18 protein-coding genes are annotated in these 20,018 nt (G+C 61.8%); 2 read left to right on the top strand and 16 right to left on the bottom strand.

Annotated elements, in window-relative coordinates:
• Nucleotides 1-2: 2 nt before the first annotated feature.
• The 16 genes from Q0Z71_RS04865 to cobT all read right to left on the bottom strand — a co-directional run bounded on the left by Q0Z71_RS04865 (nucleotide 3) and on the right by cobT (nucleotide 18,226).
• Complete coding sequence (locus tag Q0Z71_RS04865) at nucleotides 3-1,004, bottom strand: xanthine dehydrogenase family protein molybdopterin-binding subunit (RefSeq protein WP_298019076.1); 1,002 nt, start codon at nucleotides 1,002-1,004, stop codon at nucleotides 3-5.
• Nucleotides 1,005-1,017: 13 nt separating this feature from the next.
• Nucleotides 1,018-2,307, bottom strand: a complete 1,290-nt coding sequence (locus tag Q0Z71_RS04860; RefSeq protein WP_298019073.1) for a xanthine dehydrogenase family protein molybdopterin-binding subunit — start codon at nucleotides 2,305-2,307, stop codon at nucleotides 1,018-1,020.
• A gap of 2 nt (nucleotides 2,308-2,309) precedes the next feature.
• Nucleotides 2,310-2,789, bottom strand: coding sequence for a (2Fe-2S)-binding protein (locus Q0Z71_RS04855; protein ID WP_298019070.1), 480 nt, complete (start codon nucleotides 2,787-2,789; stop codon nucleotides 2,310-2,312).
• Nucleotides 2,786-3,682: a xanthine dehydrogenase family protein subunit M gene (locus tag Q0Z71_RS04850; protein WP_298019067.1), complete on the bottom strand. Its 897-nt coding sequence runs from the start codon at nucleotides 3,680-3,682 to the stop codon at nucleotides 2,786-2,788. Before Q0Z71_RS04850 ends, Q0Z71_RS04855 begins: the two co-directional genes overlap by 4 nt.
• A gap of 55 nt (nucleotides 3,683-3,737) precedes the next feature.
• A complete protein-coding gene (locus Q0Z71_RS04845; protein ID WP_363316682.1) occupies nucleotides 3,738-4,661 on the bottom strand; it encodes an NAD(P)-dependent oxidoreductase in 924 nt (307 codons plus the stop codon).
• Nucleotides 4,662-4,691: 30 nt separating this feature from the next.
• The gene (locus Q0Z71_RS04840; RefSeq protein WP_298019061.1) at nucleotides 4,692-5,528 is read right to left on the bottom strand and encodes a UPF0280 family protein; all 837 of its coding nucleotides are present in this window, start codon (nucleotides 5,526-5,528) and stop codon (nucleotides 4,692-4,694) included.
• Between the two features lie 2 nt (nucleotides 5,529-5,530).
• Nucleotides 5,531-7,057, bottom strand: coding sequence for a 4Fe-4S binding protein (locus Q0Z71_RS04835; protein WP_298019058.1), 1,527 nt, complete (start codon nucleotides 7,055-7,057; stop codon nucleotides 5,531-5,533).
• A 232-nt stretch (nucleotides 7,058-7,289) separates the two neighbouring features.
• Nucleotides 7,290-7,991 carry a class I SAM-dependent methyltransferase gene (locus Q0Z71_RS04830; RefSeq protein ID WP_298019055.1) on the bottom strand — a complete coding sequence of 234 codons (702 nt, stop codon included), beginning with the start codon at nucleotides 7,989-7,991 and terminating at the stop codon, nucleotides 7,290-7,292.
• Nucleotides 7,992-8,149: 158 nt separating this feature from the next.
• Nucleotides 8,150-9,565, bottom strand: coding sequence for an L-serine ammonia-lyase, iron-sulfur-dependent, subunit alpha (locus Q0Z71_RS04825; RefSeq protein WP_298019052.1), 1,416 nt, complete (start codon nucleotides 9,563-9,565; stop codon nucleotides 8,150-8,152).
• Between the two features lie 21 nt (nucleotides 9,566-9,586).
• Nucleotides 9,587-10,465 (bottom strand): oxaloacetate decarboxylase, encoded by an 879-nt coding sequence (locus tag Q0Z71_RS04820; protein ID WP_298019048.1) that lies wholly within the window; start codon nucleotides 10,463-10,465, stop codon nucleotides 9,587-9,589.
• A gap of 32 nt (nucleotides 10,466-10,497) precedes the next feature.
• Nucleotides 10,498-11,943 (bottom strand): glutamate mutase L, encoded by a 1,446-nt coding sequence (locus tag Q0Z71_RS04815; RefSeq protein ID WP_298019045.1) that lies wholly within the window; start codon nucleotides 11,941-11,943, stop codon nucleotides 10,498-10,500.
• Between the two features lie 62 nt (nucleotides 11,944-12,005).
• Nucleotides 12,006-13,148 (bottom strand): 2-methylaconitate cis-trans isomerase PrpF family protein, encoded by a 1,143-nt coding sequence (locus Q0Z71_RS04810; RefSeq protein ID WP_298019041.1) that lies wholly within the window; start codon nucleotides 13,146-13,148, stop codon nucleotides 12,006-12,008.
• Between the two features lie 34 nt (nucleotides 13,149-13,182).
• Complete coding sequence (locus tag Q0Z71_RS04805; RefSeq protein WP_298019039.1) at nucleotides 13,183-15,045, bottom strand: cobalamin-dependent protein; 1,863 nt, start codon at nucleotides 15,043-15,045, stop codon at nucleotides 13,183-13,185.
• 19 nt (nucleotides 15,046-15,064) lie between these two features.
• Nucleotides 15,065-15,559 (bottom strand): 3-isopropylmalate dehydratase, encoded by a 495-nt coding sequence (locus tag Q0Z71_RS04800; RefSeq protein ID WP_298019036.1) that lies wholly within the window; start codon nucleotides 15,557-15,559, stop codon nucleotides 15,065-15,067.
• 18 nt (nucleotides 15,560-15,577) lie between these two features.
• A complete protein-coding gene (locus Q0Z71_RS04795; RefSeq protein ID WP_298019034.1) occupies nucleotides 15,578-16,762 on the bottom strand; it encodes an aconitase/3-isopropylmalate dehydratase large subunit family protein in 1,185 nt (394 codons plus the stop codon).
• A 363-nt stretch (nucleotides 16,763-17,125) separates the two neighbouring features.
• Nucleotides 17,126-18,226 (bottom strand): nicotinate-nucleotide--dimethylbenzimidazole phosphoribosyltransferase, encoded by a 1,101-nt coding sequence (gene cobT, locus Q0Z71_RS04790; RefSeq protein ID WP_298019031.1) that lies wholly within the window; start codon nucleotides 18,224-18,226, stop codon nucleotides 17,126-17,128.
• Between the two features lie 451 nt (nucleotides 18,227-18,677).
• Between cobT and Q0Z71_RS04785 the strand changes: the two genes are divergently transcribed.
• Together Q0Z71_RS04785 and Q0Z71_RS04780 are read left to right on the top strand one after the other, a co-directional pair.
• Nucleotides 18,678-19,607, top strand: a complete 930-nt coding sequence (locus tag Q0Z71_RS04785; RefSeq protein ID WP_298019028.1) for a LysR family transcriptional regulator — start codon at nucleotides 18,678-18,680, stop codon at nucleotides 19,605-19,607.
• Nucleotides 19,600-19,911, top strand: a complete 312-nt coding sequence (locus Q0Z71_RS04780) for a cysteine-rich small domain-containing protein (RefSeq protein WP_298019025.1) — start codon at nucleotides 19,600-19,602, stop codon at nucleotides 19,909-19,911. Before Q0Z71_RS04785 ends, Q0Z71_RS04780 begins: the two co-directional genes overlap by 8 nt.
• Nucleotides 19,912-20,018 lie beyond the last annotated feature (107 nt).

Below are 20,018 nucleotides of genomic sequence, written 5' to 3'. Positions count from 1 at the left end.
TTTTAACCTTGGGTCTCCTGCTTTTCCTTCCAGGCCTTCACGATGTCGGCGGGGAAGATGGGCGTGGAGGTGAAATTGCTGCCGATCGCGTCGTTGATGGCCGCGACGGTGGCGGGGATGCTGGGGATCAGTGCCGGCTCGCCGACGCCCTTGGCGCCGAAGGGACCGGCCTCACCCTCGCTGCTGACCACGATGGGATACACCACAGGGACGTCCATGCTGGTCTCGATGATGTACTTGGACAGCGTGGGATTTTTGATGGCCAGGGTCTTGGGGTCGATATCGATCTTCTCGCTGATGACAAAGCCGGTGCCCATGGCGGTGCCGCCCTCGATCTGGCCCTCCACCAGCTTGATGCCGATGGGGGTGCCCACGTCGTGGGCAGAGACCGCTTTGAGCAGGGAGACCTCGCCGGTATCGGTGTCCACCTCCACCTCCAGGATGCAGGTGGCGTAAGAGTACAGCTCATAGGGGACGCCGGACATGTCCGCGGGGTTCAGATAGGTGGTCTTGGGGTTGTAGTAGCCGGCGCCCACCGCCAGACGGCCCTTTTTGCCCATGGCTGCCATCAGCGCGGGATAGGTCATCCGGATGGACTCATCCTTGCTGCTGTAGATCTCCCGCTTGCGGAAGACCAGGTCCTCCTCGGGGACATTCAGTTCCTCGGAGGCGGTGCGCTTCAGCTCGCCCATGGCCGTCTGGCAGGCGTTCTTCACCGCGTTGCCGGTGATAAAGGTCTGGCGGCTGGCGGAGGTGGCGCCGCCCTCGGGGGCGTACATGGTGTCCGCCCAGCTCACCTGGATATCCTCATAGTTCAGGCCCAGCGTCTCCGCGGCCACGGAGGCCGCCATGGTGGAGGAGCCCTGCCCGATATCCGCCGCACCCACCGTCACATGGACGCTGGTATCCGGCAGCACCTGCACAAATGCAGCGGCGGGATTGGGAAGACCGGTATTGCCGACGCCGTAGAACATACAGCCGACGCCTGTTCCTCTTCTTTTCATATCAAGTCCTCCCTTATTCCGTCTCTTGCAGGCGTTCCAAAGCCTCGGGCATAACCTCCGCGGCCTTGTCACGTGCCTGTGTCAGCGTATCCAGGAAGCCGACGCTCTCCGTCAGCTCCTGTCCGGTGGGGATCACGGAGCCCACGCGGTGGGCGTTGATCATCCGGATCTCCAGCGGGTCCATATGCAGCGCCTTTGCCAGGGCGGTCATCTGTCCCTCATGGCACACGGCGGCCTGGGGCACGCCGAAGCCGCGGAACGCGCCGCACATGGGGTTGTTGGTATAGGCGAACACCGCATGGCAGCGAACATTGGGGCATTCGTAGGGGCCCACGATATGCACCGGCGCGCGGCCGATGACCGCGGGGGCATAGGAGCTGTACGCACCGGCGTCGCAGGTCATGTAGCAGTCCACCGCCACCAGCTTGCCGTCCTTGGTGGCGCCGGTCTTGCACTTCATGGTCATAGGATGGCGCTTGGAGGAGACCATAGTGGACTCCGTGCGGGAGCGGACCATCTTCACCGGGCGCTTGGTATACAGCGCCAGCAGCGCACAGTGCAGCTGCACGCTGATATCCAGCTTGCCGCCGAAGCCGCCGCCGGTGACGGCCTGCTTCACACGGACGCGGTTCTGGGGCACGCCCAGCATCGCCGCCACCTCGTTGCGGTCATAGTGGGCGTTCTGGGTGGAGACGATCACGTTCATAACGCCCTGCTCATCCAGATAGGCGATGCCCGCGTCGGGCTCGATGAACATGTGGGACAGGATGTGGGTGGTGTAGGTGTTCTCCACGATGACGTCGCACTTTTCCCACGCCTCGTCCACATTGCCGTATTCCAGATGCTTTGTCACGTTGACATTGGTGTCGCCGTGGACCTTGGGAGAATCCTCCTCCATGGCCCGCTCGAAGGTGGAAACAGCTTCCAGCTCCTCATATTCCACCTCGATCAGGTCCAGAGCCTCGTGCACCAGCTCCGGGGTCTCCGCCGCCACCACGGCGATGGCGTCGCCATACCGGCGGACCTTGTCATCCACCAGGCAGGGCTCATCCTTGAAGATGATGCCGAAGCGGTTCTTGCCGGGGATGGCGGTGTGGTCCAGCACACAGGCCACACCGGGCAGGGCCCGGGCCTTATCCATGTTCAGCTTTTTGATATAGGCGTGGGGTACGGTGCTGCGAAACACACCGCCGTAAAGCATGTTGGGCATCTTGTAGTCCGCCGCGAATTTTGCGGTGCCCAGCACCTTTTCCAGCGCGTCAACTTTTACGTGGTCCTGCGCGAGAACGGCATAGTCCTTCATGCTTACGCCTCCTTTCTCTTTCTCTCAGCAGCCAGCAGTACGGCTTCGACGATCTTGGCATAGCCGGTGCAGCGGCACAGGTTGCCGCTCATGGCCTGCTTGACCTCCTCTTCCGTGGGGTCCGGATTCTTGGCCAGCAGCACCTCGGCGGTGAGGATCATGCCAGGTGTGCAGAAGCCGCACTGGACAGCGCCCGTGTCCATGAATGCCTGCTGCACCACGTCGGGCTTGCCGTCCACGCTGATACCCTCCAGGGTGACGATGTCAGCGCCCTCGGCCTGACCGGCCAGCACGCAGCAGCTGGTCACTGTCTCGCCGTTGAAGATCACGGTGCAGGCGCCGCACTCGCCCTCGCTGCAGCCCTCCTTGACGCTGGTCAGGTTCAGGTCCTCCCGCAGCATATCCAGCAGGCGCTTATTGGGGGCGGTCTCCACAACCACAGGCTTGTGGTTCACCGTGCAATGTACTGTGATCTTGTTCATTCCTGCACCTCCTCAATGCCCAGCTGTCCCAGGACATCCGCGAACAGCTTCTTGTAAACGCCCTGGGCGCCCTCTTTCTTGTAAAACACGGACCAGGGACGGGAGCGGTTGGCCTCCAGGATCTGGTCGTGCATAATGGGCAGGGTCTCCAGCATGGTGGCGTAGGTCAGCTTCTTGCCCAGCAGATGCTCCTCACAGGTGGCGAAGTGCATGGGATACCGTCCCAGCGCGCCGCCCCGCATGGAGACGTGGGTGCAGACGCCGTTATCGTCCACGGTGACCACCATGCAGCCGCCGATGACGCTGATGGCCAGGGACTTGCGCTTGGCCAGCTTGTAAAAGGCGGTGGCGGTATGCTTCGTATCGGGGACGGGGAAGGAGATCTCCGTCAGCAGTTCATCCGCAGCCAGGATATTGCGCTTCTGGGCGCCCTCTCCGGCCAGGAAGTCGTTGATGTTCATGGTGCGGGTGCCCCGGACGCTGCGCAGCGTCACGTCGGCGTTCAGCGTCACGCAGGCCGCCAGGCCGTCGCCCGCCACGGAGGACTGGGCGATATTGCCGCCGATGGTGCCCAGGTTCCGGATCTGGGGAGAGCCCACCTGACGGGTGGCTTCGTACAGGATGCGGACCTTTTCCTTGATGGTCTGGTCCGCCGCCAGACTGGCGTGAGTCGCCATGGCGCCGATGCGGAGCACACCGTCCTCCACGCGGATGTAGTCCAGCTCTTTGATCTGCTTCAGATCGATCACGACTGCTGGAGCGGCTTTGTACTCGTTCAGCTCCAGGACCAGGTCCGTTCCGCCGGCGATGACGGAAACGCTGTCCTGATACTTGTGCATCAGCTCAAGAGCCTCATCCACAGTCGTAGGCGCATAAAAATCAAATGGCTTCATGTGTGGATTTCCCTTCTATCAATTTAGTTTCTGCCGCCGCTCGCGGCAGGGGGGATCAGTTTTCCTTGGGGGCGCGGATCTCAACGCCGCACAGCTTCTCCCAGACCTTGATCACCGCGGACATGTCCTCGCCGCCAAGGCCGGCGGCCCGGGCCTGCTCATACACAGAGATGCAGGTGTTGGACATGGGGATGGGCACGTGGGTGGTGCGGCTGGCCTCCTGGGCCAGGGTCAGGTCCTTGTACTGGACATCCAGGGCAAAGCCGGGTTCAAAGGCGTCGGCCATCACGAATTTCTTCATCTTCGCGGTCAGGGCGTAGCTGTTGCCGGAGGAGGTGCTGATGATATCGTACATGGTGTCGGGGTCCAGACCGCACTTGGCGCCCAGGACCAGCGCCTCCGCCAGGGAGGCCATGTTGGCGCCCAGCAGCATGTTGTTGACGATCTTCATGGCGTCGCCCATGCCCACACCGCCGATGTGGTGGATGCGCTTACCGATGGCCTGCAGAACGGGCTCCACCTTGGCGAAGGTCTCATCGTCAGCGCCCACCATGATGGTCAGGGTGCCGGCCTCGGCGCCCACGGTGCCGCCGCTGACAGGGGCGTCGATGTACTTCACGCCCTTCTCGGCGGCGATCTTCGCCATCTTCTGGGTGGTGGCGGGGGCCACGGAGGACATATCCACGATGATGGTGCCGGGCTTGCAGGCGGCCAGCACGCCCTCGGGGCCGCACATCACGCTCTCCACGATGGCGCCGTTGGGCAGCATGGTGAAGGCCACGTCCACCTCGGCGGCCAGCGCCTGGTTGGTGGGGCAGTGCTTGGCGCCCAGCGCCACCAGCTGCTCCACCAGCGCGGGGACCAGATCGTTGACATAGGTATCAAAGCCAGCCTTGACCACATTGGTCGCCATATGCTTGCCCATACGGCCAAGACCGATAAATCCAATTTTCATAGCTGCGTTCTCCTTATTTTGAATTACCCTGGACGTCGGCCGCCCTGGGGTGTTTCAGGTGTTGTTCAGCGGCTCCGGCACCCACAGCTGCAGGCCCTGGATATCCGCCGCCGCAGAGACGAGGTTCCCGCGCTCCAGCTGCCGCAGGGCCTCCTGGTGGACCTGCTCCAGACCCTGCCGGATCTCCCGCTCCTCCAGGGCCTCCACCTGCCGGACGATGCGGAGGGCGGCGATGTCGCTCTCCGGTTCCAGCTCTCCGGCAAGGCACGTGTGCACCCGGGGGGAGTCGATGTAGGAGCAGTTGGCGATGTGGGTGGCACAGGCATCCGCCAGGGCGCAGCGGTGGGAAAACACTGTCACAGAGTTTGCGATGCCCCGGGTCAGGCTCCGCCCGCCCAAGCCGCTGGTGCAGACGCCGCCGATGCCGTCCTCCGCCCGCAGGGTGACGACCTGGGAGATGCTCCCGTTCAGGTCCGGAAGGATGCCCATCCGCATCTGCTGGCCGGGTCCCAGGCGGAGCGCCACGTCCCCGCCGTTGTTCACGGCCACAAATTCCGCTCCCTGGGCGAAGATCCAGTCGGCCACCGCGTCGGCCACCGTACCGGCCACCGCCGCCATGGGGGTCAGCGTCTCCTCGCCGGTGGCCAGCACCGCCTCGGCCATGACCCGCGGCAGTCCCTCCAATTGGGAGAAGTCTCCCTCCCCGGGATACTGCCGCAGAACGGACAGGGCCTTGGCGATCTCCCCCAGCGCGTCCTGGATCAGCGGGAAGGCCGCTTTCGCCAGGTCCACGGCCGGGGCGCCCTGCCGGCGGGCCGTGATCACCATGGACGTGGGTCCATAGTCCACGAATACCCGCCCGTCAGGCAGCTCGTGCAAATATTCACTCACGGTTATTTCCGGTACTCCGGGAAGTCCTCGACGTTTTTGATCTGATCCATGTGGCCGCCGATCTTCTCATAGTCGGCCTTGGTCATGGTGTACTCCACGGGGGCCACAGTGGCGGGAGTGGGCACCCAGGTGAAGGCCTTGTTGATCACCTTGGCGGTGTCCACCATGAAGTTGATGCCGCCGCCGGGATAGACGAACGCGGGAGCGCCGCCGATGGTCAGCCGGGCGCGGCCGTCGTGGACCGCCTCGGTGATGGCAACGGGGTGCTTGCACACGCCGCCCCGGGCGGAGCCGCCGGTGCCGCCGCAGTACAGAACGCTGGTCGTGGATCTCTGGCAGTTCTCCTGGATGGTCTTGGCCACCTTGGCGGCCTTCTCAGTCATGGGGATCTCCTTGACGTCGCCGTCCTCCTGGACCTCGAACAGGGCGGCGATCTCGCCGGTGGTGTTGGTGACCAGGATGGTCATGCCGGCGTGGGCAACGGACATGTCGACGCTCTTGATGGCGTCCCGGGGCGTCTGCAGCACCGTGCCGCCGATGCCGTCGCCGTGGCCGCCGAAGTACCGGCCCACCGTGCTCTTGGTGGCATTGGGAATGACGCCGGACCACTTCATGCCGACCTCACGGCCAGCCAGGTGCTCGCTGAACAATCCGGTGACGTGGTGGTCGATGACGATGCACTCGTCCACGCTCTCCTTCATGATGTCCGCCAGCAGGCCGATGGTGGCGCTGCCGCAGCCGATGCGCATGGTCTGCTCCTCCACGCCGTTGATGACAGGGGCCTTGCCCTGCTGGCAGCGGATCTTGATGGCCTTTTTATCCTCGGTCTTGACCGTCAGCTCCACTTCCTCGCCGTTGGCCAGGGCGCAGATGGTGCGGGCGGTGGCAAAGCCGCCGTCCTTGGCGGTCAGGCGGTTGGCGCCGCCCACATAGACCATTTTGGAGCCGTATTCCTCGGTCTGGACCATGCCCACGGGCTTGCCCTCGCAATAGACCGTGGCGCCTTCTTCGCCGATGTATGTATTGGTGTCCAGCTTCACCAGAACGCCGCTGTAGCTCAGGGGCGCCTCGGTGACGGTGGTGACCACGTCCACGCCGTCCCGCTTCTCGCAGACGATGTGGGGGGCGGGCCGGATGCAGGGATAGTTGGTGCCTGCGCCCACGGCGGTGATGATGGGCTTGCGGATCTTCTCATCCACCTCTACCTGGGGCAGGGGCTCCACCACCAGTGCGCGGTTGCGCACCAGCTTGCCGCCCTCATTGGTGTAGCGCTTGCAGGCGCCGGTAGACCCAACGGGGATCTTGCACTGGACAGAGCAGGAAGAGCACTGCACGATGCCCTCGGTCTGTTCGTCGTTTTCGATCACGCCGAAGGGGCATACACGGCGGCAGATGTTGCACTCCACGCACTTATCCGTGATGCGCACATACTTCTGGCCGTTCTCTTCTCCGGCGACGATCGCTTCGATGGGGCAGTTTTTCATACAGATGCGGCACTTCTTGCACAGGTCCTCTTTAATTCTCAGCATGGTCCTCGTCCTCCTTGTTTCCACTCAAATCGTTGTGGTGATCCATGGTTTCCCCTTTTACTTTAGGATACTGCAATCCCAAGTTCTTGACAAATACAAAAAAGATTAGGCTCAGGGCGTTTTCATTTAAAAAACGTTAAGAACTGACATAATTACAGAAAAAACCGCCCCGTTTTTGTTCACTCTTTACAGTTTTCTGCGGGGGCAACTGGTGTGCGGAAGCCTGATCCGCTTATTTCCTGCCCACGCAGAGCAGCTGGGTGCAGCGCCGGATGCCGTCCTTTTGGCAGCGGTCCTGGATCTCCAGCGCCTCCCGCTTCAGCGCCTCGTATTCCGGCCGTCCGGCGATCTTCTCCACCTCTGCCGCCAGCTTCCGGTTCTTGGCCTCCAGCTTGGCGTCATAGGCCGCGTCCTCCTGGAAATCCGTAAACGTCATGTCTTTCAGGGGGAGGGTGCGGAAGATCTCAATGATCTCCTCCCGCTTCCAGGTCCGGCGCTGGTAGCTGCCCAGCAGACAGTCCAGCTTCGCCTCCAGGGTGTGCTGGGCCTCATGCACCTGCTGGGCTGCGTCCTGGCCGTCACGGTACATCTCATTGAGGACAAAAAAGCCGCCCGGTTTCAGCACCCGCAGCATCTCCGCAAGGACCTTGCCGTAGTCCTCGATGTGGTGCAGGGTGTTGGAGAGGGCCACCACCTCAAAGGTATCGTCGGGATAGTCCATGGCAGCGGCATCCATCTGCTCAAACAGCAGTCCCTTTTCCGCGAACTTCTCCCGGGCCTTCTCCGCGGCAGAGGCGTCGTTGTCGATGCCGATCACCTCCGAGCCCACCGGCATGGCCTCCGCCAGGCGGACGGCAAATTCCCCGAACCGGGTCCCCACATCCAGCGCCTTGCCGGGGCGCACCCCCGGCAGGACCTCTTTCCATACGATCATCTGCATGTTCTCCTTTTTTAAGGATATACGTCCAACGGCAGCTTATGACAGAGCGGTTGGAAAACGCTCCGGCGGCAGCCGTTATTCTTTTAAAAGTTCTACGAATATTCAGCCGCCCTGCCGCAGGCAAGCGACAGGGCGACCCATGATACGATGTATTATTGTACCACAACGATCCCCAGACGCTTCGCGGCCTCCTGTGCCTTTTCCAGACTGGGCACGGCGTTGCGCAGCACCAGCCGTCCGCCGCCCCGGTTCAGGGAGTCCACCTGCACGGTGTTGCCCTGGTCAGTGACAAGCGTGACCTTCTGGATGCTGGGCTCATGGCCCTCTACGATCTCCACCTCAACGCCGTCGGCCTTCACCATGTCCACAGCCTTTTCATACATCTCATGGTCCGCGGTGGACGCGCCGTAGACGGCGCCCATCAGTACGCCGGGGATGTTGATGGTCCGGCGGGCGAACAGCTCGGGATACAGCTCTACGGTGATCTTGCGCACCTTTTCGCCCTCGTTCAGCAGCTCGTGGGCGATGCGGCCGCAGTTGGTGGGGCTTCCCACCGCCTGGCTGCTGCCGCCTACCACGGCGTCGCCAAAGGTGCTCAGCACATTGCCGGCACCCTCGGCCAGCTTCTTGGAGATCTCTCCGGCCTTTTTCAAGGTCTCCTCGATCTGCTTCTTCTCCGCGTCCCGGACCTCCTGGCTGACCAGGGACTCCACGGCGGCGGTGCGCTGGAAGAAGGGCTCCATGTACTCCACCACGGTGGGGACGATGTTCTTGGCAGAGGCTACGTGGACCAGGGAGGCCATGGAGAGCATCACGTCAAAGGGAACGTTGACGTTCATATCCACCGCCATGCAGATGCGGGCGGCGTACATGCCGATCAGGATGGCGCCGCCCACATGGGTGGTGCACAGCGCCGGGACCAGCACCCGGGGGGTGCAGGGCACGCCGATGGTGGGGGACATGGCCAGGACCATGGCCTTCTCCATCTGCTCCGGGGTGCCGCCCTCCAGTGCCACAGTGGCGGCGGCCACGCAGGCGGAGCCCGCGCCGAAGCCCTCCATGTTGCAGCCGGTGGTGACCTTGCCCACCCGGAACAATCCGCCGATCTTCAGCATCAATGCGGCGATCTCGGCGATGGTCTTGGCGTCCACGCCGGTATCCATCATGGCCCGGATATAGCCCGTGTAGGGGCAGGAGTCGCCGGTGCCCGCGCAGGGGCGCATGCCGATGCAGTGGTTGCCGATCTCCGCGCCCACGGTGTACATCAGCGCCTTATCCAGGAACTCCTCCTTGAAGCATACGCCGGGGCCCTTTTCCCGCAGCTGGGAGGCCACGTTGCCCAGCAGGAAGCTGTTGCCCTCCGTGACGCCCAGCTCCACAGCTTTCAGGTTGTGGGCGTATTCGTCCATCACGCGGTTGAGCAGCTCCTCCCGGGGCAGCCCGGTGCTGATCTCGTTCTCCACGAGGACCACATCCACCACCCGGGTGTTGTGCTCCTTCGCCAGTGCGATGGTCTCGCCCATGGTCAGGGGCATTTTCGCCTTGACCGCGCTTCTCAAATCAGACATTTCGTCACCTGCCTTCAGCAGTTATTTGACCACCCGGCCGGTGGAGTAGTTGGCCTCGATCTCCCGGATGCGGGGCAGGCCCATGATCTCGTTGAACTTGGGGAAATCGATCATCTGGTCGATCATGGTCTCGGTGGTCTTGTCACGCTTCAGGCCTTCCCACAGGTCCACCATGGCCTTGGTGGTCACATAGACGGAAGCCGTGGGATAGATGACCAGGTTGTAGCCGAACTCGGACAGCTTGTCATAGGTGAACATGGGGGTACGGCCGCCCTCGACCATGTTGGCCAGGGTCAGAACGCCGGGCAGCTCGGTGTTGATGCGGCGCATCTCCTCCTCGCTCTCGGGAGACTCGACAAAGATGATGTCGGCGCCGGCTTCCTTGTAAGCGTGGGCACGCTCCAGAGCCACATCAATGCCGTGGACGGTGCGGGCATCGGTACGGGCCATGATCATCATGTCACCCTGGCGGGCATCGCAGGCAGCCTTGATCTTACCGACCATCTCCTCCATGGAGACAACCTCACGGCCGATCATGTGGCCGCACTTCTTGGGCATGACCTGGTCCTCCAGCTGGATGACGGCCACGCCGGCCTTCTCATACTCGCGGACGGTACGCATGACGTTCACGGCGTTGCCGAAGCCGGTATCGGCGTCAGCCACCACGGGCACGCCGGCGCACTCCACCATGTTGGCGGCACGGGCGACCATCTCGCTCATGGTCATCAGGCCCACGTCGGGCTTGCCCAGGTGGCTGGCAGACTGGCCGTAGCCGGTCATGTAAACAGCGTCAAAGCCCAGCTGGCCAATGATTTTGGCGGTCAGCATATCGTGGGCGCCAGGAGCAACGATGGTCTTCTTGGCGGCGAACAGTTCGCGCATCTTCTGAGGTCCGTTCATAATATTAATCTCCTATTTCTGTTAAATTGTAATTATTCTGTTGCCGGAGCAGCTTCTCCGGAAACATATTTCTTCAAAAAGCGCAGGGCGGCGTCAGGATAGTGTTTTCCCAAAACGCCCATGGCGTACAGCAAATAGCTGCGGTCCAGGATCACCTGGGGCTCATACAGGGGCAGCAGGGAAATGCCCGGTTCCGCGAAGCAGCGGCGCACCAGTGCCTTGGCTTTGTCCTCATCCGAATGGACAAAGATACCGCCCACGCAGAGCACCCGCTCCACATTGCGCAGATCCCGGCCCACTGCCTCACCAGCCAGCAGACCCATGATAGGATCCGCCTTTTCAATGTAGTGGCCGGCGTGGCGCCGCAGGGCCGTGTTGACGGCACAGGTGGCCAAGGCGCGCTCCAGAGACTTTTCCACTTCCCCCTGCGGGATGTAATCCGGATGGTCCTCCAGATGCTGCGCGAAGTCCAGCACCTGGTCAGGCGTGACGTCGCTCTCCATATCCATGGCACGGATGATGGCATTGGGGCCTACAGCCTCGGGAATTCCGGTGGCGCTGACCCGCAGGCCCAGGTTGCCCTCCACTGTCCGGTAAGAGAACTGCTTCTCGTTGTTGATCACCAGGCCCCGCTCTTCGATGGCCAGCTTATCCAGCTCCGGCAGGGCCGAGTGGATGTCTGACGTGGCCCCGCCGATGTCCACCAGGATCAGAGAGCCGACGCCCTCCTCCTCATAGGTGCCCTTTGCCAGCAGCTCGCTGGCCAGCAGTACTGCGCCGGGGGTGGGGACCACGGTTCGATCAGCCAGGGTATCCCGGAAGTCCAGCAATCCCTTGGCCCGGGTAATCTGCTTGATGAACTGCTCATGAATGGCCTCGCGGGCGGGCTTCACATTCAGCTCATGAATGGTGGGCATGATGTTGGGCACCCGGACATAATTGACGCCGGCCTTGCCGAGCTTTTCGGCCACGTCCCGTTGGGCATACTTGTTGCAGGCGATGATGACCGTGGCCTTGGTGTGGAGCTTGCAGATCATATCCGCATTCTCCAGCACGCAGGTCTCGTCACCGCCATCGGTGCCCCCGGACAGCAGAATGATATCCGGGTTGATCTCCATCAGCACTTCCTGCCGGTAATCCAGCGGCTCGTCTGCGGAAACCACCTGCATCACGCGGGCGCCGGCGGTCATGGCCACCTCCTTGGCCGCCTTGGCAGTGACTCTGGGCATGTAGCCCAGGGCAACCATCCGCAGGCCGCCGGCGGCACTGCAGGAGCTGTAGCGCTTTACGAATTTATCAAACTCCACGCCCTGCGCCCGGATGGCAGCCTCCGCCTTGCCTGCGCCCTCCAAGATGTTCTCCAGGGTGGTGGGGGACTGTCCCCGGCCCAGGAACGTAAATTCGTCGTGGTCCAGACGGAAGGCGGCTGCTTTGGTATAGGTGCTGCCTACATCGTATACAAGAATATTTGCCAGCATTGGTCTAACCTCTTTTCCCGTCCCGGAGCCAAGCGGTTCTGGGGCGGACACGGTTGATTGGATTACTCGAAACGAGCCTGCTCCAGCAGCGCATAGCCTTCCATCAAGCGGCGGGCGGTGCGGACGATGGCAGCCTTCTTGACATTGTTGTTTTCATCCACCTCGGAGTAGCAGGGAATCATGCCGGCGGGGTGGCCAATGCGAACCAGCTCGGGAGGATTGTCATTATGCAGCACCTGATTGACCAGCGTGCCCTTGATCTTGGCGGCCACGCCTGTGCAGACGGTGGCAGTGCCGGCATAGGTCTTATGCAGCACCTGCATAAACATCAGGCGGGAAACCAGATCAACCTCTTCCTTCTTGATGGTCTTCTTCTCGGGAGGATAGTAGTAATCCTGAGCCTCGGTGATGAAAGCGACCATGGGGAAAGCAGGGCTGTTCTTGGTGGCGTCTTCCAGGTCCTTGGCCATACCGCACTTGACGCATGCGATTCCACGGATCTCTTCCAGATACTTCAGAAGGTCAGCGTTGCCGTCGATCTCCTCCTGACTTTCTGTGCCCTTCATGCCGACGCTCTCAGCCCGGACGAAGATCACGGGGTTGGCGCAGTCAACGATAGAAGCCTCAATGGGGCCGCGGCTGGTCTCGATGACGTCCACCACATTGCCGGTGGGCAGGAGCTTGCCGGTAGCAGCGCCGGCAGTGCCGGACATATCCATCTGAATGGGGGCAGCAGTGCCGGGCACACCGGCGATTTCGGCATCGCCGGTAACCTTTGCCTTGCCGTTCTCCACCAAAACGTAGGACTTCATCATCTTCTGGGTGTTGGTCTGCCAGATGGTGACCTCGTTGAGACCCTCATGGCTGCGGACGATGGACTCATCGATCGCAAAGGGGGCCACGCCGGAAGAGATGTTGCCGCAGTTGCCGTTCCAGTCTACCTTGGCATCGGTGATGGACACCTGCGCAAAGGTATAGTCCACATCAGCGCCGGGCACAGAGCCGGGGCCGATGATAGCCAGCTTGCTGGTCAGAGGGTCAGCGCCGGCCAGGCCGTCAATCTGACGCTTATCGGGGGAACCAAAAATGTTCAGAACAACTTTATCGCGCTCGGGACCGGGAGCGGGCAGATCGTTTTCCTTCAGGAAGATGCCCTTGCTGGTGCCTGCGCGCATAATCACGCAGGGAATCCTAAACTGATCCATATTGAAAACTCCTTCGAAAATATATTCTGTAAACTTACTTGCCCTGTTTTGCCTCGATCAGCTGGGTAATCTTCTCCACACACTGCTCGGGGGTGGAGTCGGGTCCGAAGAAGGCGTCCACGCCCATGAAGCCGACGCCCTCCTTTGTGATCTTCTCCTCGTACATCCGATGCTCCTCTTCCTTCTCCGCGATACGGCCGCCGGCCCAGACCACGGTCTTGTCCCGCAGGCCCAGCTCCTTCAGGCGCTTCTCCACGCGGGGGAACAGGGTGACGCCCAGGCCCAGCAGGTTGGACACGCCCACCGCGTCCGCCTTGACCTCCGCGGCCACCTCGGCCACGGTCTCGGGCAGGTTCATGCCCCGCAGGAACACCACGTCATAGCCGGCGTCCTGGAACGCCTCACGCACCACGTTGATGCCGTTGACATGGGCGTCCGCGCCGACGGTGGCCAGGACGATCTTCTCCTTCCGCGTGGGCGGTTTTTCGATGTGCACGGTGACGTGCTCCTTGGTGATGGGGCAGCGGGTGGGGTCCACGCCCAGGGGGGTGTAGCCCTCCACATAGCGGGTGATGCCGTCGGGGTCCCGGTTGGTCTTGACATAGCGCTTCAGGTCCCAGCCGCCGGCGCGGGGCGTATCCATCATGCCGCTCTTGCCGCCCTCCACGATGAGGTCGATCAGTTCTTCGTCGGTCCACTGCTTCCAGAACTCCTCTGTCAGGCAGCCGGGCTTCAGGCTGTGGGCGGGCAGGTGCAGCACGGCTTCCAGAACGGCGAAGGCCTCGTCCATCATCATGGCCTCGTACTCGTCGATCTTGGGGGACTCGATGCCGGGGTTGTAGGTGCGGCGGAACACATCCTCGCTGGCCCAGACTGCCTGGCCCATGGAGTCGCCGGTGGGGATGCCCACGGACTCGGCCGCCTTGGGACGGTAGAAGTTGGCGCCGCCCAGCTTGGCGGCGATGGCCATGCGGGCGAAGTGGGCCTGCTCGGCGATCAGGTTGCCCGGCGGGTTCTGGAAGGTCTCGGGCACCACGATCAGGCTCTTGGAGAGCATGTTGTGGCGGAAGGCCCGCATGATGGCCAGGTCGCGGTAGAGGTTGTTGCCGCCCACGTTCATCTGGATGCCGCTCAGCTCCCAGGGCAGGCCGCCGTGGGCCGCCAGGCCCTCGGCCAGCAGGCACATGGCGATGGCCATGCCGTCGGTGCCGCCGATGTTGTTGATGTGCTTATGGGTGTCCAGCTGGGCGAAGATCTTGTTCTCGCCGCAGATCTGGATGGCCTTGTAGCCGTTGACGACCTTGGTGCGGAAGTCATGGATGCCGCGGCCGCCGAAGTGGACATGGATGACCGGGCCGATGTCCGTGCCGTCAAAACCGGCGATCAGGGCGTTGAGGATGTTGATGTGGGCGGTATCGCCGGTGGCGTTGATACGCACGGGGTGCTTGGCGCCGCCGCCCATCTGGATGAACTCCCGCTCGCCCTTGGGGGTGATGCCGCCCTTGCCCCGGGACTGCTCGATCAGCTCCCGGCCCTTCAGGGGGTCGATGTGGCGGGTGGCCTCGGAGTGGACGAACTGGAAGATGGTGTCATCGTACATGTCGGCATACTTGTAGATGTCACAGGACTCTTTCCAGGTCTCCTCCGCGGTGTTGCGGCCCAGGATGGGGTTCAGGCAGGGTACGCCGGTCTCCAGGGCCTTCTGGCCCAGCTCATAGATGCGGTAGCCGCTGCGGACCACACCGGCCACCTCGCGGGGATAGGGGGCGGGCAGGCCCACGACCTCGCCGTTTTCGTCCAGATCGGGCATCTCCACGCCAAAGCAGTCGGCATAGGCGCGGATGGTCTCAATATCCTCTTTAATGATTCGTTTGGTTCTCTCCTGCGGATCTTTCACAACGCAATCCTCCCTTTTCTCACTCTGTAATGCCCAGTTCGGCCCGAACACGGGGGATCAGGCCGCCATAGGACAGTGTCTTTACAACATTTTCCGCCATGGGCTGGAACTGCTTCGTCTCGCCGTTCACCGTGACGGTGCCCTGTTCCAGATCCACCTCGATCCGGTCTCCGGTCTTCAGGCCGTCCGCAACGTCCGCCACCCACACCGGCAGGCCGATGTTGATGGAGTTGCGCCGGAAGATCCGGGCAAAGCCCTTGGCGATCACCAGGGCGATCTTCGCCTGCTGCAGGGCGATGGGCGCCTGCTCCCGGGAGGAGCCGCAGCCAAAGTTCCGGCCCGCCACCAGGATGCACCCCGGCTCATAGACCGCTTTGAAGTCCACGCCCGCGAGACCCGCCATGGCAAATTTGCCGAGCTGGTCATAGGACTCCGCCATGGCGTAGCCGGGCAGGATCTGGTCGGTATCCACATCGTCCCCCAGGACGATCACTTTTCCCTTGATTTTATCCATCGTTGTCTCCTCCTTCGCTCACGCTTCCGGCACGGTGATCTTTCCGGCCAGCGCCGAAGCCGCAGCGGTGGCCGGCGACGCCAGATAGATATTTGCCTTCATGCTGCCCATGCGGCCGGGGAAGTTGCGGTTGGTGGTGGAAACCACCACGTCCCGGGCGCTGGTCAGGCCCTCATGGGCGCCGAAGCAGGAGCCGCAGCCCGGGTTCAGTACGGTGGCGCCGGCATCCCGGATGATCTTGCACCAGCCCCGCTTTTCCATCTCCTCCAGAATTTCCTTGGAGGCGGGGACCACCAGGGTGTTCACGTCGGGGTGGACATGCTTGCCCTCAAAGGCCTTCGCCACCTGCTCCATGTCGTTGAGGCGGCCGTTGGTGCAGCTGCCCACCACCACCTGGGTAATGGGAGTTCCGGCCACCTGGCTCACCGGCACCACGTTGGCCGGGGAGAACGGGCGGGCGATCTGGGGCTCCAGCGTGCCCAGGTCCAGCTCCAGGTCCTCCGCGGTGTCAGGCTCTCTCTCGGTGGTGCCGAAGAGGGTGATCATGCTGCCCAGCTCAATGCCCATGTTGCAGATGGTCATGCGCTCCGCCACGCTCAGTTCCTCGATGCCGGGGCCGGTGAACAGCAGCGCCCGGTCCACCAGGTGGTCGGTGCCGAACCTGCTGCCCAGGTACAGGATCACATCCTTGCCGAACACATTGCCGGGGCGCTTTCCGGTCAGATAGATCTGGACCACCTCGGGGACCTCCAGGTCCAGCTTGCCGGTGGCCATGGCCGCAGCCAGCTCCGTGGAGCCGACGCCCACGCCCACCGCGCCGTAGCCGCCGCAGGTGCCGGTGTGGGAGTCCGCGATGACCACCAGCTCGCCGGGCTGCGCCCGGTGCTTTTCATACATCAGCTGGTGGATCACGCCCTCGCCCCGCTGATAAATATGTACGCCAAACTCCTTGGCGAAGTCATCCATGGCCCAGACATTGTCCCGGGCCTTTTCAGAGGAGGCGGGATAGATGTGGTCCACGATCAGGGCCACACGGTCGGGATCGAACACCTTTTTCACGCCGATCTGCCGGAACATCTTGATGGCGATCGGGGCCGTCACATCGTGGGCTGCAACATAGCTGACACGGCAGCTCAGATCCATGCCCGGAGATACGGTCTCCTTTCCGGCGGCTTTCGCCAGATATTTTTCTACAAGGTTCATGGCTCTCACTCCATTCCAAAAATAATACTTTCCCAAAAATTCTTCGGCGGCAGGGCGGGGCAGGCACGCCGCCAGCTTCCGTACTGTTAACTTCCCATTTTCGATTGTACGGGATATTTGTCCAAATGACAAATACTTAAAATCTAACCGTTCGTCTTTGCTATATATTTTTTAAATCATATTCCGCCGCTCAAAGGGCCGCACGGACAAGCTTTTCGTCCGGCCAGTCCATTTTTTATATATATTGCACAAAACCACCGAATAGCACCCGAAAGTACAAGCGCCGGCCTGTCTGTGTCAGACAGGCCGGCGCGGACTTTTATTCCGAATACGCGGCGCTCCGCGGGGCCTTTGGAGCAGGGTTCACGCCTCCAGGCTGTATACGAACCGGCTGTCCTCCCGCACGTCGTCCAAGTAGCTGTCGTCGATGGAGGCCTCCTCAAAGGTCGCCATCCCGCACATGGCGGCGCAGGCCGCGGCAATGATCTCAAAGGCCAGCACACAGCCGGCGCCCTCTCCCAGCCGCATGTGCAGGTCCAGACAGGGATCGATCCCCAATTGTTCCGCCGCCACATGATATCCGGGTTCCTCCGCCGCATGGGAGGGGAACATGTACTTCACAGCCGTTGGGCAAAGCCGGGCCGCGCAGAGGGCCGCCACCGCGGAGACGAACCCGTCGATCACCACGGGGAGCCGGTGTTCCGCGGCGCCCAGATAGACGCCGCACATCGCCGCCAGATCCAGCCCGCCCACCTTTGCCAGGATGTCGATGGGGTCGTTGGGGTCCAGGCGGCAGCGTTCCAGGGCGCGCCGGATCGTCCGCTCTCTTTTGGAAAGCGCCGCGCCGCTGACCTCCCGGCTGCACCCCAGCACCAGGTCCGCCGGGGTCCTGGTCAGGGCCGCCAGGACCGCGGAGGCGGATGTGGAATTGCCGATACCCATCTCCCCCACGCCGATGATGTCCATTCCATCGTCCCTGGCCAGTTCGGCAAGCTCGATCCCCGTGAGGATCGCCTCCACCGCGCTCTCCCGCGTCATGGCCGGCTGAACGGCAAAGTTGTGCGTTCCGCGCATGATCCGGCGGTTCAGGATCTCGGGGCAGCTGTATTCGCTGGCGATGCCCACATCCACCACCTGGACCTCCGCGCCGAAGTGCCGGGCCAGGGCGGACATGCCTGTGCCGCCCCTTGTCATGTTGACGGCCTGGGCGGCGGTGACAGACCGGGGCGCCATGGAGATTCCCTCCGCCGTAACGCCATGGTCCGCGCACAGGACGATGACCCGCCGCTGCTGGATCCGGTTTTCCACCTTCCCGCTGATCCCGGCCATCTGGACCGCCAGGTCCTCCAGCATCCCCATGCTGGCCGGAGGCTTCGCCAGCTGGCTCTGCCGGATCGAGGCAAGTCCCATTGCCATCTGGTCCAGGGGCCGGATCCTCTTGATATGTGTATGCAGGTGCCGCATGCTGTCCTCCTTTCAAGCCGTCTGTCCTTTGGATACCTGTTCAGTTATCTGGGTTTTTTCACCCGGCTTTTCCCTGTGCTTTGATGGGGAAAGGCCGCTCCTGTGTCCGCTTCCAGCTCTTTGAAAAGAGAGCGGCGGCATCCCGCGCCGCTCCCTCCCGCTATGCCATGCGGCCGTCTCATGCCGCACACGCCGGCTGCGGCGCGGTGAAAATACGGAATTTTAGACATGATTTTTCTATTGAGCCGCGGGGATTTTTGTGCTATAATGTATAAAAGGGATAATTTTTTAAATCGATATTTCAGTCATTTTTACTTCTTGTACTCCGCATGGTCCCCTGTGCTATCATTTAAGGGCAGTCGTTCCGCTTGCCAAATACTTAAAATCTTCATGGATGTGGACATTCTTTTATTTTTTAAATGCTTAACGCCATACAAAGGGGTGACAGCCTGTGACTCTCAAACAACTGGAATACTTTTTGGCCATCGCGGAGACGGAAAGCATCACACAGGCCGCAGAGATCCTGCATGTTTCCCAGCCCCCCTTAAGCCTTCAGCTGAAAGCCCTGGAGGATGAATTCGGCGTTCCGCTCTTTGAGCGCACCAGAAAGGGCTTGACCATCACCCAGTCCGGGCGGCTTTTGGAACAGCGCGCCCAGGAGATCTTTGAACTCATCAACATGACAATCAACGAGGTCCGCAGCAAGACCGTCTCCCCCAGGGTCGAGATCCGGGTAGGCACGGTCAACTCGGTCTCCAACCGGCTGATCCCCTCCTGGATCTACTCCTACAAGTGCTCCAACCCCAACGTCGATATCCAGGTCTCGGAGGCCAGCACCACGGATATTCTCTTCTCCCTGGACGAGCATAAAATCGACCTGGGCATCGTCCGGGAGCCCTTTGCAAAGACCCGCTACAACTACCGGCAGATCCACGACGAGGCCCTGGGCTCCCACGATTCCGACTGCTTTGTCGCCCTGGCGGACCCCGGCTTCTACGCCAGCTTTGAGGGCGACACCATCCCCCTCTCGGAGCTGCGGGACTTCCCGCTGCTGCTGCACCGCCGGTATATCTCCATGTTCACCAAATACTGCAAATCCTGCGATTTTATTCCCAATATCATCTGCAAAAACAACGATGTGATGTCCCTTTTGAGCTGGGCGAAGGCCGGCATCGGCATTGCAGTCCTGCCCTATTCCTCCTCGCTTTTGAACACGGACCCCCACCTGGTGCGGAAGGACATCATCGATCCCATCATTCCATCCAGGATCTATGTCGTCTGGAACCGGGACACGGAGCTGTCCCCGTCAGCAAAGGAATTTTTGGCGCTGATCTCCAAAGGCGAGGACGGCAAGGCGGAAAAGGAGGCCCCCCATGTGTGATGAAGCCAAGCGGAAGGACCGGCCCGGCTGGTATGGAAAGGGATACTCCTTCTTCTCCAATACCGCCTGCGAGTACTTCCCCTGCCACCAGGTGCCGGAGGGCACGGAGTTCAACTGCCTGTTCTGCTACTGCCCCCTGTATATGCTGGGCCGGGAGTGCGGCGGCAATTTCACCTATCTGGAAAACGGCTATAAGGATTGCAGCCGCTGCCTCATTCCCCATCAGCGGGAGAATTACGGCTATATCATCGAACACTACCGGCAGATCCTGGACGCCATGTCCAAGTGGGAGCGATCCACCTGACTGACCTATAAAATGCCACAGGACAACCGTCCTGTGGCATTTTCCATGTGTCAAATATGGTGTCTCCGCCCAGGCGGCAGCAAGTTTGCGGGGCGCGCCCAGGGTAC

This window comes from uncultured Dysosmobacter sp. (assembly GCF_947631635.1).
Classification (GTDB): domain Bacteria; phylum Bacillota; class Clostridia; order Oscillospirales; family Oscillospiraceae; genus Oscillibacter.
The sequence above is the reverse complement of the archived record's forward strand: the minus strand, read 5'-3'. Positions and strand labels throughout refer to the sequence as shown.